Consider the following 15,177-nt stretch of genomic DNA (forward strand, 5'->3'; position numbering starts at 1 on the left):
CTTCTCCGCCGGCACCGGTCGGCGGGTGTCACTTCCCGGCCGTGCCGGGCTTCCCGCTGACGGACTCCTGGTAGACGTCCGCGTAGGTGCGCGAGTCCTTGATCAGGCCGTCGCAGAAGGCGGCGACGTCATCGCCGGTGAGGTCCAGGACTCCCCTGCCGGCCGCGACGCCCTCCTCGAAGAATTCGAGGATGCCCGTGAGCAGCGACCCGTCGACCAGGTCGATCGGTCCGACCTTGAAGAGGTACTTCTGCATCTCCTTGTAGACGATCTGGTAGTCCGGCGGAAGCGCCTTGACCCGCGCCACGTGCGCCCGCCACTGCTTCTTGCCCTCGATGATGTCTCGGATGCCCACGTCAGCCTCCCAGCCGGCCCAGCTTCTTCGCCACGTTCCTGTTCAACTGCTCGCGCCAGCGGTCGCGATAGCCCCGGGCCCCTTCTCCGCCGGCCAGCGCCGCGCAGAAGCCCTTGATGTCGTCACCCAGCACCTCGCGAATGCTCTGCCCGTCGGATGCCGTCTCCTCGAGCAGCGCCAGAGCATTGTCGAGAATCGGCATCAGGTTCCGGCCCGTGAAGTCCGCGTAGAGGGAAAGGTGTCCCTTGATCTCCTCCCACGCCGCCCGGTGGTCGGCCGGCAACGCCTCGGCCCGCGCCTCGAACGCCTTCCATTCCCTGGTGAGATCGCTGCCCGTCATGGTCTCCCAGAACTTCATCTCCCGCCCTCCCTGAGGTTGTTGATCCGCGATGAGAGGTACTCCCATTTCGCCCAGAACGTTGTGAGTTCTTCGCGCCCGGCGTCGTTGAGGGCGTAGAACTTGCGCGGCGGCCCCACCCCGGACGGTCGTTTCGTCACCTGGACGAGCCCGTTCTTCTCCAGCCGCAGCAGGATGGTGTAAACCGTCCCTTCGACGACGTCGACGAAGCCGAGCTCGTTCAGCCGACGCGTGATGGCGTAGCCGTAGGTCTCCTCGCCGCCGATGATCTCCAGCACGCAGCCCTCAAGCGTGCCCTTCAGCATCTCCGTCAGGTCGTGCATCGTGGTCCTCTTCGATCTAGGTACTTTGTAGTACCGAGTACCACTATACAGCACCACCGAGTAGTGGGCCAGCGCCTGATCTCCGTGTTCCATGACGCTCGCCGGAACGGCGAAAGATACGGATATTTGCGGATTACACCGCGTACGCGCTGCCCCATGATCCAGGGCGAGACCCCCAGCTCTTTGGAGACTCCATGCGGCGCACCTCAGCCTCCCTCGTCGCGGGCGCGCTCGTCGCGGCCGTCGCGTGGGCGTCCAGCCCCTCCACCTCCGCGATCGCGCTCGAACCGTCGGCCGGCGTGGCCGACCTGACCCAGGACATCAACAAGATCCTCTCCGACTCGCGGCTCACCATCGCCCGGGCCGGCGTGGTCGTCAAGAGCGCCGCCACCGGCGAGGAGCTCTACTCCACCGACGCCGGCAAGCAGTTGATCCCGGCCTCCAACACCAAGCTCTTCACCTCGGCCGCCGCCGCCGAGACGCTCGGCCTCGACTACCGCTTCCCCACCACGGTCCTGTCCGCCGGCCGCAAGATCGGCTCGGCGCTGACCGGCGACCTGGTGCTGCGCGGCACCGGCGACCCGACCATGCTGGCCGAGGACTACGACGCGCTGGCCGCCAAGGTCGCCGCGGCGGGCATCAAGCTCGTCACGGGCAAGCTGGTCGCGGACGACACCTGGTTCGACTCCACCCGGCTCGGCAGCGACTGGGCCTGGGACGACGAGACGGCGTACTACGCGGCGCCCATCTCGGCGCTGACCGCCGCGCCCGACCGCGACTACGACGCCGGCTCGGTGATCGTCTCGGTGGCGGCCGACGGCGACAAGGTCAAGGTCTCGACCACCCCCGAGACCGACTACCTGAAGATCGTCAACAAGGCGACGGTCGGCTCGTCCACCGACGTGCTCATCGAACGCCAGCACAACAGCCGGACCGTCGTCATCACCGGCACCGTGGCCGACCCGTACCAGGAGTGGGTGGCCGTGGACGACGCGACCGCCTACGCCTCCTCGCTGTTCCGCAAGGCGCTGGACAAGCACGGCGTGCGCGTGCTCGGCCCGACCACGACCGGCGCCGCCCCGTCCGGGGCGGCCGAGCTGGCCAAGCACGAGTCGATGCCGCTGAGCGAGCTGCTGGTGCCGTTCCTGAAGCTGAGCAACAACATCCACGCCGAGATCCTCACCAAGGCGATGGGCCGCAAGGTCTCCGGCCAGGGCACCTGGGCGGCCGGCCTCAAGGTGGCCACGGACTTCGCCAAGGCGAACGGCGTGCAGGTGATCAACATGCGGGACGGCTCCGGCCTGTCGCGCCGCGACGGCTTCTCGCCGGGCTCGATCGCGCAGCTCCTGACCGCCGTGCGCGGCAAGCCGTGGTTCAAGACCTGGTACGAGGCCCTGCCCATCGCCGGCAACGCCGAGCGCTTCGTCGGCGGCACGCTGCGCAGCCGGATGCGCAACACGCCGGCCGCCGGCAACGTCCACGCCAAGACGGGCTCGCTGACCGGCGTGACGTCGCTGTCGGGGTACGTCACCAGCGCCGAGGGCGAGCCGCTGATCTTCTCGATCATGCTGAACCAGTTCCTGTCCGGCTCGCCGAAGGACATCGAGGACAAGATCGCCATTCGCCTGGCGCAGTTCTCCCGCACCGCCACGGTGGACGCCGCCCCGCAGCTCCGCCAGGCCGCGACGGACACCCCGGACCTCGAGTGCTCCTGGCTCAAGCCCGCCGAGTGCTGACCCGGCCCGGTCCGTAGCCCAGACGCTCAGCCCGAGCCCTCCGCGTGGACGGGGCTCGGGCTGAGGCGTTTCCCGACGCTTCGTCAGGCACAGAGGTTTACCGAGGTCGCACAGCTTTCGATCACGATTGGGACACCTGGAGCTCCAGGTATGGTCTCGCTTTTCCTGACATGCCTGATGCGCACCCACCAGAATGCGGGTTCGACGCAGTGTCTAACCCCCCATCGGAGGACATCATGCGCAGACCACTCCAGGCATTGGCCTGCCTCGGAAGTCTGGCGGCATTGAGCTTCCCCGTCCCGGCCACGGCGGACACCGCCGTCTCCTCCGGCGCCGCCGGAGCGGCCGGCGCCTCCGGTTCGGCCGCCTGCCGCGTCGTGGCCGCCAAGCCGCTCCTCGACGCCAAGGGCATGATCCGGGGCACGGCCACCAGGTCCGGCTGCGGCGACCGCACCCGCCTCCGGGTACGGATCACCAAGGTCACGCCCGGCCTCGACCGCGTCGTCAAGAGCGGCTCGCGCGTCCTCGCCAACGGCACGATCACGGCCGGTCTGCGCTGCGTCCGCACGCCGGCCCGCTACTACGTCCTCGCCGTCGAGGAGAGCGGCCGGACCAGCCGCTCCCGTACGGTCGGCCTGTCCTGCGCCCGCGTGACCCCGCCCACCACCGGCGGCGCCTCCACCGTCGAGGACGCGGTGGTCGCCCTGACCAACAAGGCCAGGGCCGGGAACGGCTGCCGCCCCCTCACGCACGACCCCAAGCTCCACCTCGCCGCCGAGCGCCACTCGGCCGCCATGGTCGCCCAAGGGTTCTTCGACCACACCGCCCCGGACGGGACCGACCCCGGCGACCGCATCCGGGCGGCCGGTTTCACCCCCATCCGGACGTGGGGCGAGAACATCGCCATGGGACAGCGGACCGCCGCCCAGGTCGTCCAGGGCTGGCTCGACAGCCCCGGGCACCGGGCCAACATCATGAACTGCTCGTTCACCCACATCGGCGTCGGGCACGCGGCGAAGGGCCCGTACTGGACCCAGGACTTCGCCGCCCACTGACGCCTCTCCCGCCGCCTCTTTCCTCCACCGATCTTTCCCCCGCCGAATCGACGGATCGACCGTCGGGTCGCCGAGCCAGGGAGCGCCTGGCCTCCACCGAGCGCGTCACCGCGCCGGTTCCCACCGCCCGCCACGGCGCTCCCCTCCCCGGCGGGCCCGGCCGCGACTCCCCCGCACACGGACTCGCGGCCGGGCCCGCCCTTTCCCGCAGGAAGCGCGCTTCGCCTCGTGCCGAGCCTCAAGAGGCGTACGGGGGGCGCGGGCTCCTCCGCACACTCGGCGGCATGACCCTCACCGCTCAAGGCCGGGCAACGGAGGCCGGCTGCTCCAGCCGCGGGCCGCCCTTGACGTAGAGGACGGACCCCGGCTTGCGGGCCTCACGGCGGATCCTCGTCACCGCGAAGTTGGTGGTGAACTCCTTGATCGCCGCGCCCACCCGGCCGCCGACGTAGGCCTTCACGGCGGTGTCGTCCTTGCGGGCGAGCTGCCGGATGCCGGTGCGCCGGCCGAGGCTGACACACGCCCCTGTGAAAGCCAGGTCGATCACCGCCGGTTCGGTCCCCGCGATGCGGCTCAGCACGGTGTCGGCGGCCTGCGCCCCGAGCGGTCCGGCGGCGTAGCAGCTCATCCGCAGCGGCCGGCCCGACGGTGCGGCGGCGTCCCCGGCCGCGACGACGTGGTCGTCGTCGATGCTGGTCAGCGTCTCGTCGGTGAGCAGGCGGCCGAGCGCGTCGGTCCGCAGCCCGCTGGCGGCCGCCAACTCCGGCACGCCGAACCCCGCCGCCCAGATGGTCAGCGCGCTCGCGCGCACCGAACCGTCGGCGAAGACGACCGCGTCCGGCCGGACCTCGGTCACCACGGCCGCCTCGATCACGGTGGCGCCGTGCCGGGTCAGCCACGTGGTCATGGACCGGCGAGCGGGGGCGCCGAAGGACGGCGCGAGGGTCCGGCCGCACACCAGTGTGACCGCGCGTCCTTGTTCGGCCAGTTCGGCGGCCGTCTCGATGCCGGTCAACCCGCCGCCGACCACGGTGACCGCCGCCTCGGAGGGCAGCTCGGCCAGCCTGGCGCGCAGCCGCCGCGCGGGCTCGAACTCCGCGAGGTCCAACGCGAACTCGGCCGCGCCGGGCACCGATGACGGTGTCGCCGCGGTGCTGCCGACCGCGTAGATGACGTAGTCGTAGTCCAGGGCACGGCCCGACGCCAGCTCCACCGTGCGGGTGGCGGTGTCGATGCGCGTGGCGCTGTCGACCACCAGGTGGATGCCCTCACCCAGCAGCGTGCCGTAGTCCACCGTGGCGTCGCGGGTGCCGGCCACGAACTGGTGCAGCCGCACCCGCTCGACGAACTCCGGGCGCGGATTGACCAGGGTGATGTCGACGTCGGCGCGCATCCGCAGATGGTTGGCCGCGAGGGTTCCGGCGTAACCGCCGCCGATGACGACGATCTTATGGGGGGTGTGGTGTCCGGTCGTGGACATGAGAGGTCTTCCTTCTCGATCGCAGCAGGCGTTCGAGGCTCACGACCCGACGGGTTCCGTCGTCGTCTCGAAGTGGCGGGCGCGGGTTCTCGACGGCGATCCGCATGCCCGTCAGGAGTGGCTGCCTGCGTGCTGGACGGTGTCTCGCGTATCCGACAAGACAGCACCGCCGAATGTGAGGCGAAGCGTCGACCTCACAGTTCGCCGCACTGTCTTGTCGGAGGGGGGAGAGCCGACACGACCGAGGGAGTCGACGACACCATGACGACGCAGTCCGAGCCGGGAGGCGGCCCGCTCGATCCCGCGCTGAACGTGATCATGAGCGAGCGGCGCCAGCTCATCAATCTCGCCTACCGGCTCCTCGGCTCCCTGGCCGAGGCCGAGGATGTCGTCCAGGAGACCTACGTCCGCTGGTACGCCATGTCGCCGCAGGAGCAGGAGGCCATCGTGTCTCCCGGCGCCTGGCTGACCAAGGTCGCCAGCCGCATATGCCTCAACGTGCTCTCCTCGGCACGGGCCCGGCGGGAGACCTACGTGGGCCCGTGGATCCCCGAGCCGCTGCCCGACCCGACGGAGTGGATCACCGGGCGGCCCGGCGTCGACCCGGCCGACCGCGTCACCCTCGACGAGTCGGTCAACATGGCCTTCCTCGTCGTGCTCGACGCGATGACCCCGGCCGAGCGCGTCGCGTTCATCCTGCACGACGTCTTCCGCTACTCCTTCGCCGAGGTGGCCGAGATCGTCGGCCGTTCCCCGGAGGCATGTCGCCAGCTCGCCTCCTCGGCCCGCCGCCGTGTGCGCGAGTCGCGGGCTCCCGCGGCTCCGGCGTCCCGGCAGGCCGGCATCGTCAGGGACTTCAAGCGGGCCTGGGAAGCCCATGACATCAACGCCCTCATCGGGCTCCTCGACCCTGACGTCACGGCGATCGCCGACGGCGGCGGCGTCGTCGGGACCGTGCTCCACCCGATCGTCGGCGTCGAGCGGATCGTGCGCTCGCTGGTCCATCTCGCGGACAGGTTCCGCGACCTGACGATCCTGGAGCGTACGGTCAACGGCCGGGCCGGCCTGATCGCCCAGCAGGACGGCGTCACCGTGTCGGTGTACGCGTTCGACATCGCAGGCGATCAGATCACGCGCATCTGGGTGGTACGCAACCCCGACAAGCTCCGGTCGTGGACGGTGAGGCCGTAGCGGGACCGGCGGGTGGCGCCCGAGCGGTTGCGCGGGAAGGGCCTCACACGATCAGCGGCGCCCCCTCGCCGATCGTCCGGCCGGCCCCTCGGACAGAGCCGGTCCCTCGGAGAGATCGGAGAGATGGGACATCAGCGGCCCGGACGGGAATGACCCCTGGTGGGAGCCATGACCGTTGGGGGTGGCCGGTGCACTGGCATGCCTATGTCTGGATCGGCAACGGCGAGGACCGCGAACGCGAGGAGGAACGGCGGCCCGGCTCACCCGAGTTCGGCGCGTCGGACCTGCCGCCCATGCTGACCGGAGACTGGCTCGCCCGGCCCCCGTCCCGCGTCGCCGCCACCTTCGACGAGCCCGGCCCGGCGCTGGAGTGGCTGTCGGCCCAGTACCGCCGGGTCGAGCGGTCCCTCCCCCGGCCGGACCGGGTGGGGCTGCGGGCGCGGCTCGACGGTGCGGCCGACGCGCTGCCGCGCGGGGTGGACGTGGTGTGGGGCGAGTGGCTGACTGGTGGGCGGTTCGCGAGCATCGCCATGATCTGCTGCCCGAACCGGCACACGGCGCACCCGTGCCCGGTCCGCCGTCCCGCCGCCCGTCACCGCTGACACCGTCCACCGATGACACGGTCCCCCGCTGCACCGTCCACCGATGGCACGGTCTCCCGATGACACCGTGACACGGTCTCCCGATGACACCGCCGGCCGCGCCCGGACGACTCATCCACGTCCGGTGAGGCCGCTCCGCCGCACACCTCGACCGTCACCATGCCTGAGCCTCATCACACCTCCTGACCACCCGCTGGACGCCGACCGTCGAAACAGGACGACGGTTCTCGGCGGATCTTCCCGCCCCTCGACGCCCCGAAGACGCCCCGAAGAGGTACTCGGCGACCGACTGGCCGTCGATGCCCGACTGGACCACGACCCATGGGCCATGCACCTTCCACGGGTTCCCCGCACTGCTCCCCAAGCCCGCTCGGCACTTCGGGTGTCGGAATGGGCCTCCCGGCCGGATGCGCCGTGCGCTCCGAGTCGGGGTTCCGGTAAGCGGCCGGGGTCGCGGGGGTGCGGGGGCCGGCAGGCCACCGCCTGGGGGTCGAAGGGGGCGAAGCCCCCTGGGGAGCACGCCTGAGCGTCGAATCGCGCGAAGCGCGCCCCCTTCGCGAGGACCTTGCCCTTGGAGCCTTGAGCCTTGGGGAGCGTTCGGCAACACCCCGAATTCCCCAAATTTGATGTTAGGGCAGGTCAGAGGGCAACAGTTCGGAGGTTCGCACGATATCGCAGCGGCCCCCGGTCCGGTTTACTCGGTCCCATGCGGCCCAAAGCGGAACTCCACCTGCACATCGAAGGCACTCTCGAACCGGAGCTCGTCGTCGAGCTCGCCCGGCGCAACGGGGTCGAGCTGCCCACCTTCGACACCGAGGAGATCCGGGCCCGCTACGACTTCGCCGACCTCCAGTCGTTCCTGGACATCTACTACGACAACATGGCCGTGCTCCGCACCGAGCAGGACTTCCACGACCTCGCCGCCGCCTACCTGCGCCGCGCCGAGGAGCAGGGCGTGCGCCACGCGGAGATCTTCTTCGACCCGCAGGCGCACCTGACGCGCGGCGTCCCGCTGGAGGCGGTCTTCTCCGGGCTGAGCGCGGCCCTCGGCGACAGCCCGGTGTCGTCCGCGCTCATCCTGTGCTTCCTGCGCGACCGGGGCGCCGAGGAGGCCGAGGCCGTGCTGCGCGCGACCCTGCCGTTCCGCGAGCAGTTCATCGGCGTGGGGCTGGACTCGGCGGAGGTGGGGCACCCGCCGTCGCTGTTCCGGCGGGTGTTCGACATCGCCGCCGGCGAGGGGCTGCGGCGCGTCGCCCACGCCGGTGAGGAGGGCGGCCCGGACTACGTGTGGGAGGCGCTGGACGTGCTCAAGGTCGAGCGGGTCGACCACGGCATCCGCTCGATGGAGGACCCCGAGCTCGTGGCGCGGCTGCGCGAGGAGCGGATCCCGCTGACGGTGTGCCCGCTGTCGAACGTGCGGCTGCGGGTCGTGCCCACGCTGCGCGACCACATCCTGCCCGCGATGCTGGACGAGGGGCTGATGGTGACGGTCAACTCCGACGACCCGGCCTATTTCGGCGGGTACGTGGAGGACAACTACCGGGCGCTGCGCGACGAGCTGGGCATGACGGACGAGCAGCTCGACCGGATCGCCCGCAACTCGTTCGAGGCGTCGTTCGTGCCGGTGGACGCCTCACCCTGAGAACGCGGATCGCCCTGAGGACGCGGGTCCGCCGGCCCTCGGCCTGAGGACGCGGGTCCGCCGGCGCGGGACCCCGTGCGGGGCCCGCGCCGGCGGGCGGCGGGCTAGGCCTTCAGCCAGCTCATCATCGGGCGCAGCTTGGCGCCCGTCTTCTCGATCGGGTTGTCCGCGAGCTCGTCGCGGTGGCGCTGGAACTCCTTCTGGCCGCCGTCGAACTCCTCGACGAGCTGCCGGGCGAACGTGCCGTCCTGGATCTCCCCGAGGATGCGGCGCATCTCCTGACGGGTCTCGTCGGTGATGACGCGCGGGCCGCGGGTGTAGCCGCCGTACTCGGCGGTGTCGGACACCGACCAGTACATCTTGGAGATGCCGCCCTCGTACATGAGGTCGACGATGAGCTTCATCTCGTGCAGGCACTCGAAGTAGGCGACCTCCGGCTGGTAGCCGGCCTCGATCAGGGTCTCGAAGCCCGCCTTGATCAGCTCGGACACGCCGCCGCACAGCACGGCCTGCTCGCCGAACAGGTCGGTCTCGGTCTCCTCGGTGAAGGTCGTCTTGAGCGCGCCGGCGCGGGTGCCGCCGATGCCCTTGGCGTACGACAGGGCGAGGTCGAGCGCCTTGCCGGAGGCGTCCTTCTCGACGGCGACGAGACACGGAACGCCGCGGCCGGCCTCGAACTGGCGGCGCACGAGGTGGCCGGGGCCCTTCGGGGCCACCATGCAGACGTCGACGCCCTCGGGCGCCTCGATGAGGCCGTAGCGGATGTTGAGGCCGTGGCCGAAGAACAGCGCGTCACCCTCGACGAGGTTGGGCGCGACGTGCTCGGCGTACAGGTGGCGCTGGATGTGGTCCGGCGCCAGGATCATCGTGAGGTTGGCCTCCTCGACCGCCTCCGACGGGGTGAGGACGCGCAGGCCGTCGTTCTCCGCCTTCTCGCGGCTCTTGGAGCCCTCGGGAAGACCGACGCGCACGTCGACGCCGGAGTCACGCAGGGAGAGCGCGTGGGCGTGGCCCTGGCTGCCGTACCCCAGCACGGCCACGTGACGCCCCTGGATGATCGACAGGTCGGCCTGGTCGTCGTAGAAGATCTCGGTCACTTGCATAAAACCTTTCAGGCGGTACGGTCCAGTGCCCTGAGGGACCGGTCGGTGATGGAACGGGCGCCGCGGCCGATGGCCACCATGCCCGACTGGACGAGCTCCTTGATCCCGAACGGCTCGAGCACCTTCACGAAGGCGTCGAGCTTGTCGGTGGTGCCGGTGACCTCGATGGTCACCGCGTCGGCCGCCACGTCGACGCAGCGGGCGCGGAAGAGCTGGACGAGCTCCAGCACGCTGGAACGGTTCTCGGCGTCGGCCTTGACCTTGATCAGCATCAGTTCGCGCTGGACGCACTGCGCCGGGTCGAGCTCGACGATCTTGAGGACGTTCACCAGCTTGTTGAGCTGCTTGGTGACCTGCTCCAGCGGCAGCTCCTCGACGTTGACCACGATGGTCATGCGGGAGATGTCGTCGTGCTCGGTCTGCCCGACCGCCAGCGAGTCGATGTTGAAACCCCGCCGGCTGAACAGCGCGGACACCCTGGCGAGCACACCGGGCTTGTTCTCCACAAGCACGGACAACGTGTGCCTACTCATCCTCGTTCTCCCACGTCGGCGCCATGTCACGGGCGATCTTGATGTCGTCGTTGCTGGTGCCCGCCGCCACCATCGGCCACACCATCGCGTCCGCGTGGACGACGAAGTCGATCACGACGGGCACGTCGTTGATCTCCATGGCCTTCTCGATGATGGCGTCGACGTCCTCCGGACGCTCGCACCGCAGTCCCACACAACCATAGGCCTCCGCCAGCTTGACGAAGTCGGGGATCCGGCGCACGGACTGCAGGTCGGTGTTGGAGTAACGCTGGTCGTAGAACAGCGTCTGCCACTGGCGGACCATGCCCAGGTTGCCGTTGTTGATGACGGCGATCTTGACCGGCACGCCCTCCAGGGCGCAGGTGGCGAGCTCCTGGTTGGTCATCTGGAAGCAGCCGTCGCCGTCGATGGCCCACACCGTGGACTCGGGCCTGCCCATCTTGGCGCCCATCGCCGCCGGGACCGCGAAGCCCATGGTGCCGGCGCCGCCCGAGTTGATGAACGCCCCCGGCCGCTCGTACTTGACGAACTGCGAGGCCCACATCTGGTGCTGGCCGACGCCCGCCACGTAGAAGGCGTCGGGCCCGACGATCGCGCCCAGCCGCTCGATGACGTACTGCGGGGCCAGCGAGCCGTCCTCGTAGTCGTCGTAGCCCAGCGGGTAGGTCTCCTTGTAGCCGTTGAGCAGCGTCCACCAGGCGGCGTAGTCGCCCCGCTGGTCGGAGCCCTCGATGACGGCGATGAGGTCGCCGAGGACCTCCTTGCAGTCGCCCACGATCGGCACGTCGGCGTGGCGGTTCTTGGAGATCTCGGCCGGGTCGATGTCGGCGTGGACCACCTTCGCGTACGGCGCGAACGTCTCCAGGTCGCCGGTCACCCGGTCGTCGAAGCGCACGCCCAGGCCGATGATCAGGTCGGACTTCTGCAGCGCGCCGACCGCGGCCACGGTGCCGTGCATGCCGGGCATGCCGAGGTGCTGCGGGTGGCTGTCGGGGAACGTGCCGCGCGCCATCAGCGTGGTGACCACGGGGATCTGGGTCAGCTCGGCCAGCCGGCGCAGCTCGGGGGCCGCGCCCGCCCTGTTGACGCCGCCGCCGACGTACAGGACCGGGCGCCGCGCCTCGGCGATCAGCTTGGCGGCCTCGCGGATCTGCTTGGAGTGGGGGCGGGTGACAGGACGGTAGCCCGGCAGCTGCATGACCGGCGGCCAGGAGAAGGTCGTCTCGGCCTGGAGGGCGTCCTTGGAGATGTCCACGAGCACGGGGCCGGGGCGGCCGGTGGAGGCGATGTGGAACGCCTCCATGATCGTGCGGGCGATGTCGGCGGGGTCGGTGACCAGGAAGTTGTGCTTGGTGATCGGCATGGTGATGCCGGAGATGTCGGCTTCCTGGAAGGCGTCGGTGCCGATCGCCTTGCTGGCCACCTGGCCCGTGATCGCCACGATCGGCACGGAGTCCATGTAGGCGTCGGCCAGCGGCGTCACCAGGTTGGTGGCGCCGGGGCCGCTGGTCGCCATGCAGACGCCGACCCGCCCGGTCGCCTGGGCGTAGCCCTCGGCCGCATGGCCCGCGCCCTGCTCGTGCCGTACGAGCACGTGCCGGACCTTGGTCGAGTCGTAGAGGGGATCGTAGGCCGGGAGGATGGCGCCGCCCGGGATCCCGAACACGGTGTCGACTCCGACGTGCTCCAGAGCCCTGACGAGGGCCTGTGCACCTGTCATCCGTTCGGTCATCGGCTCGTTTCCTTGCGTGGCTGTCTCGTGAGGACATAAAAAATGCCCCTGCCCCACCGGGAAGGCGGGACCAAGGGGCGGCGCGCAGGTCGAAGTGCTTCGCTATCGGCCTGCGCGCCGGCGAAGTACTACGAGGATCTGCATGCGAAGCATGGCCTCACCATAGTCCCTCGCCGCGGGTGGGTGTCAACTTGATGGGACGCGTGTCTCACACCGTGAGACTGGTCCTCATCAGCGAGTCCACTCCGCGGGCCGCCATCGGCCTGGCCACGAGGAAACCCTGACCTCGGGTGCAGCCCATCTCACGGAGCAGTTCGAGCTGCTCCGGCCGCTCGATCCCCTCGGCCACCACGATGAGACCGAGGTCGTGGCCGAGCCGGACGATGGTCCGGGTGAGCAGGGTGAGGGTGTCGTCGCGGCCCAGCCCGGACACGAACGACGGGTCTATCTTGATCATGTCCACCGGGAGCTGCCGCAGGAACGCCAGCGAGGCGTACCCGGTGCCGAAGTCGTCGATCGCCAGCCGTACACCGAGGGCGCGCAGCTCCGACAGGCGCCGGATGGTCTCCTCGGCGTCCTCGACGAGCATCTCCTCGATCACTTCCAGGGTGAGCGCCGAGGCGGGCAGCCCGCTCTCGCTCAGCGCCTCCTCGACCGTCTCGACGAAGCGCGGGGCGGTGATCTGCCGGGCCGACAGGTTGACCGACAGGCCGATGTCCCAGGAGGAGGCGCGCCAGGCGGCCACCTCGCGGCACGCCTCGCGCAGGATCCACTCGCTCAGCGGCACGATCAGCCCGGTGTCCTCGGCCGGGCCGAGGAACTGCTCCGGCGGCACGAACACCGAGCCGCGCCACCAGCGCACCAGCGCCTCGACGGCGGTCACCCGGGAGGTGGCCAGATCCACGACCGGCTGGTACTCGATGGCGAACTGCTGCTCGATCAGCGCCCGCTGCAGGTCGGCGGCCAGCTCCAGCCGGCGCACCACGTCGGCGTGCATCTGCGCGGCGAACACCTCGACCCGGCGCCCGCCCAGCTCCTTGGCCCGGGCCATGGCCACGTCGGCGTTGCGGATGAGGTCGCCCGCGGGCATCTCGTCCTCGGCGAAGGCGACGCCCACGCTGGCGGTCAGCGCCACGTCGCGGTCGGCCACCCGGAACGGCTCCTGCGAGACCGCCCGCAGCAGCCGCTCGGCCATGTCGACGGCGATCTGCGCCTCTCCCCCGGTCTCCACGAGCACCGCGAACTCGTCGCCGCCCCACCGGGCGAGCGTGTCGTCGGCCCGCACGGCGCCGCGCAGCCGGCGGGCGGCCTGCCCGAGCAGGTAGTCGCCGCTGGCGTGGCCCACGGAGTCGTTGACCGAGGTGAACCCGTCGAGGTCGAGGAAGATGACCGCGACGTGGCCGGCGCGGCCGGAGAGCACCTCGCGGGTGCGCTCCTCGAAGTAGGCGCGGTTGGGCAGGCCGGTGACGCCGTCGTGGAAGGTCAGGTGCGCGACCTGGTTGCGCAGGGCCTCCTCGTCGCTCACGTCGCGGGTGGTGACGAGCAGCAGGTCCTCGCCGCCCACGTGGCGGGTGGCGACCGACTCGGTGGGCCGCCAGGTGCCGTCGGCGGCCCGCACCCGGCAGGCGATCATGCAGGCGCCGGGGCTGCCGCCGTCGTCCTCGAAGCCCATCGCGCGCAGCGCCGCCTGGATGCCGGGGACGTCCTCGGGGTGGATGTACTCGAAGATCGTGCCGCCCACCAGCTCGTCGGGGCGGTAGCCGTAGGTGACCTCGACGCCGGCGCCGATCTCGCGCACGATGCCCTCGTAGTCGCAGAGCAGGACCACGTCGCCGGTGCTCTCGGCCAGCTCGCGCAACTGCCGGTCGCCGAGCGCGGCCAGGCGGCGCAGCCGGGCGTTGGCGCCCGACAGCACGAACACCCGGAACAGCAGCAGCAGCACCGCCGAGCCCGCGAGCAGCACCACGCCGGTCACCGGCTGGAACGCGCGCATGCCCGCCAGGTGGACGAGCAGCGTGACGGTGGCCACGCCCACGAGCACCAGCGGCACGAGCGCGATCAGGTTGCCGACGGGCCTGCCGCCGGGCGGCGGTCCGGACTCGCGCACGGCCCACGGCACGGCGGCCAGCAGCAGGAACGCCATCGGCGCGAGCATGACGCTCCACACGGGCGGCACGGCGTCGGTCAGCCGCGCGACGGCCTCGGCGATCCCGGCGACCGTGGTGGTGGCCAGCACCCCCACCCCGGCCGCGGCCGGGGGCGCCGCGCGTCCCCTGACGGCCGACGGCACCGCCGCGCAGGTCACGAGCAGCGCCAGCATCGGCGGGAGCATGGTGAAGGTGAACGTCGCGGGGTCGGCCTGCTCGTACACCCTGCGCAGCGCGACGACCCAGCCGACCAGGAACAGCGAGACCGCGCACAGGTAGGAGTCGGTGACGAGCCGTAAAACGGCGGTGCCCGACAGGGAGCGGCCGCTCGCGATGAGCGCGCCGCCGGCCAGCAGGACGGTGCCGACCAGGACGAGCAGGTCGGCGAAGCTCACCATGAGGCCGGTGTTCTCGGCGACCGGCCGCAGGGCCACGCCGCCGGCCCAGACGACGGCGCCGCCGCCCATCCAGCGGGTGCCCGTCGCCGTCGCGCGGTGGTCGCCCAGCCGCGCGGAGGTGGTGAGCAGGGAGACGGCGGCGAGCAACGCCGCGAGGACGCCGGCGACCGCGCCGGTGACCGAGGTCTGACCGCCCACGAGGAGCGCAGCCGCGAACCCAGCCACACCGGTCGCCGCGGCGGCGGTCAGCGGTGCACGTGGATCACGCCAGCGGATCACAGTCGTCGCCCATCCCGTCTCGAACTCGCTCAGTGACCGCCGAAGGCCGTCGGCCACATCGCCAGTGTGTGCGCTCGCGCGGGTCGGGGTGGTGACAACGCCTATGTCGTCACCGATCTGATAACCGCGCGGACCAATCTGCTCCGAGAACTATCTTGACAGTGAGTCAGGAATCGTTGGTAGAAGCAACCGTACGCACCGAAGGTCACGGTGCAGCCACTTTCCGGAATCCTCTCAGTACGC

General features: G+C 70.7%; 13 protein-coding genes. 5 read left to right on the forward strand and 8 right to left on the reverse strand.

Annotation, left to right across the window (positions count from 1 at the left end):
- Nucleotides 1-28: 28 nt before the first annotated feature.
- From HTZ77_RS26405 to HTZ77_RS26415, 3 genes are read right to left on the reverse strand one after another with little or no spacing between them, the layout of a single operon-like run.
- Nucleotides 29-355, reverse strand: coding sequence for a DUF1048 domain-containing protein (locus tag HTZ77_RS26405; RefSeq protein WP_175592377.1), 327 nt, complete (start codon nt 353-355; stop codon nt 29-31).
- Nucleotide 356: 1 nt separating this feature from the next.
- Nucleotides 357-713, reverse strand: coding sequence for a DUF1048 domain-containing protein (locus HTZ77_RS26410; RefSeq protein WP_175592378.1), 357 nt, complete (start codon nt 711-713; stop codon nt 357-359).
- Nucleotides 710-1,036, reverse strand: a complete 327-nt coding sequence (locus HTZ77_RS26415; RefSeq protein ID WP_175592379.1) for a PadR family transcriptional regulator — start codon at nt 1,034-1,036, stop codon at nt 710-712. The genes HTZ77_RS26410 and HTZ77_RS26415 overlap by 4 nt, the downstream gene beginning before the upstream one ends.
- A 194-nt stretch (nt 1,037-1,230) precedes the next feature.
- On the opposite strand from HTZ77_RS26415, the gene dacB reads away from it, so the two are divergent.
- Both dacB and HTZ77_RS26425 read left to right on the forward strand, forming a co-directional pair.
- Nucleotides 1,231-2,772 carry a D-alanyl-D-alanine carboxypeptidase/D-alanyl-D-alanine endopeptidase gene (gene dacB / locus HTZ77_RS26420; protein WP_175592380.1) on the forward strand — a complete coding sequence of 514 codons (1,542 nt, stop codon included), beginning with the start codon at nt 1,231-1,233 and terminating at the stop codon, nt 2,770-2,772.
- A gap of 236 nt (nt 2,773-3,008) precedes the next feature.
- Nucleotides 3,009-3,827 carry a CAP domain-containing protein gene (locus HTZ77_RS26425; RefSeq protein WP_235995172.1) on the forward strand — a complete coding sequence of 273 codons (819 nt, stop codon included), beginning with the start codon at nt 3,009-3,011 and terminating at the stop codon, nt 3,825-3,827.
- A gap of 298 nt (nt 3,828-4,125) precedes the next feature.
- Here the strand turns inward: HTZ77_RS26425 and HTZ77_RS26430 are convergent, their stop codons facing one another.
- Nucleotides 4,126-5,307, reverse strand: coding sequence for an NAD(P)/FAD-dependent oxidoreductase (locus HTZ77_RS26430; RefSeq protein ID WP_175592382.1), 1,182 nt, complete (start codon nt 5,305-5,307; stop codon nt 4,126-4,128).
- 261 nt (nt 5,308-5,568) lie between these two features.
- Here HTZ77_RS26430 and sigJ point away from each other — a divergent pair, with 261 nt between their 5' ends.
- From sigJ to HTZ77_RS26445, 3 genes are all read left to right on the forward strand, one after another.
- Nucleotides 5,569-6,498: an RNA polymerase sigma factor SigJ gene (sigJ, locus tag HTZ77_RS26435; protein WP_175592383.1), complete on the forward strand. Its 930-nt coding sequence runs from the start codon at nt 5,569-5,571 to the stop codon at nt 6,496-6,498.
- A gap of 188 nt (nt 6,499-6,686) precedes the next feature.
- Complete coding sequence (locus HTZ77_RS26440) at nt 6,687-7,100, forward strand: hypothetical protein (protein ID WP_175592384.1); 414 nt, start codon at nt 6,687-6,689, stop codon at nt 7,098-7,100.
- 706 nt (nt 7,101-7,806) lie between these two features.
- On the forward strand, nt 7,807-8,742 hold the full coding sequence (locus HTZ77_RS26445; protein WP_175592385.1) for an adenosine deaminase: 936 nt from the start codon (nt 7,807-7,809) through the stop codon (nt 8,740-8,742).
- A 104-nt stretch (nt 8,743-8,846) separates the two neighbouring features.
- Here HTZ77_RS26445 and ilvC read toward each other — a convergent pair whose 3' ends face one another.
- The 4 genes from ilvC to HTZ77_RS26465 all read right to left on the reverse strand — a co-directional run bounded on the left by ilvC (nt 8,847) and on the right by HTZ77_RS26465 (nt 14,991).
- Nucleotides 8,847-9,830 carry a ketol-acid reductoisomerase gene (gene ilvC, locus HTZ77_RS26450; RefSeq protein ID WP_328808791.1) on the reverse strand — a complete coding sequence of 328 codons (984 nt, stop codon included), beginning with the start codon at nt 9,828-9,830 and terminating at the stop codon, nt 8,847-8,849.
- A 23-nt stretch (nt 9,831-9,853) separates the two neighbouring features.
- The gene (gene ilvN / locus HTZ77_RS26455; RefSeq protein WP_175592387.1) at nt 9,854-10,378 is read right to left on the reverse strand and encodes an acetolactate synthase small subunit; all 525 of its coding nucleotides are present in this window, start codon (nt 10,376-10,378) and stop codon (nt 9,854-9,856) included.
- Entirely contained in the window at nt 10,371-12,110 is a 1,740-nt protein-coding gene (locus HTZ77_RS26460; RefSeq protein ID WP_175592388.1) for an acetolactate synthase large subunit, read from the reverse strand. The genes ilvN and HTZ77_RS26460 overlap by 8 nt, the downstream gene beginning before the upstream one ends.
- A gap of 208 nt (nt 12,111-12,318) precedes the next feature.
- Nucleotides 12,319-14,991, reverse strand: a complete 2,673-nt coding sequence (locus tag HTZ77_RS26465) for a putative bifunctional diguanylate cyclase/phosphodiesterase (protein WP_328808776.1) — start codon at nt 14,989-14,991, stop codon at nt 12,319-12,321.
- Nucleotides 14,992-15,177 lie beyond the last annotated feature (186 nt).

It is taken from the genome of Nonomuraea montanisoli, assembly GCF_013363975.1.
GTDB classification, from domain to species: Bacteria; Actinomycetota; Actinomycetes; order Streptosporangiales; family Streptosporangiaceae; genus Nonomuraea; species Nonomuraea montanisoli.

What these genes read in the sequence shown, in the direction of transcription:
- HTZ77_RS26410 (WP_175592378.1), bottom strand. Translation starts at nt 713, where the DNA reads ATGAAGTTCTGGGAGACCATGACGGGCAGCGATCTCACCAGGGAATGG.
- HTZ77_RS26415 (WP_175592379.1), bottom strand. Translation starts at nt 1,036, where the DNA reads ATGCACGACCTGACGGAGATGCTGAAGGGCACGCTTGAGGGCTGCGTG.
- dacB (WP_175592380.1), top strand. Translation starts at nt 1,231, where the DNA reads ATGCGGCGCACCTCAGCCTCCCTCGTCGCGGGCGCGCTCGTCGCGGCC.
- HTZ77_RS26425 (WP_235995172.1), top strand. Translation starts at nt 3,009, where the DNA reads ATGCGCAGACCACTCCAGGCATTGGCCTGCCTCGGAAGTCTGGCGGCA.
- HTZ77_RS26430 (WP_175592382.1), bottom strand. Translation starts at nt 5,307, where the DNA reads ATGTCCACGACCGGACACCACACCCCCCATAAGATCGTCGTCATCGGC.
- sigJ (WP_175592383.1), top strand. Translation starts at nt 5,569, where the DNA reads ATGACGACGCAGTCCGAGCCGGGAGGCGGCCCGCTCGATCCCGCGCTG.
- HTZ77_RS26445 (WP_175592385.1), top strand. Translation starts at nt 7,807, where the DNA reads ATGCGGCCCAAAGCGGAACTCCACCTGCACATCGAAGGCACTCTCGAA.
- ilvN (WP_175592387.1), bottom strand. Translation starts at nt 10,378, where the DNA reads ATGAGTAGGCACACGTTGTCCGTGCTTGTGGAGAACAAGCCCGGTGTG.
- HTZ77_RS26460 (WP_175592388.1), bottom strand. Translation starts at nt 12,110, where the DNA reads ATGACCGAACGGATGACAGGTGCACAGGCCCTCGTCAGGGCTCTGGAG.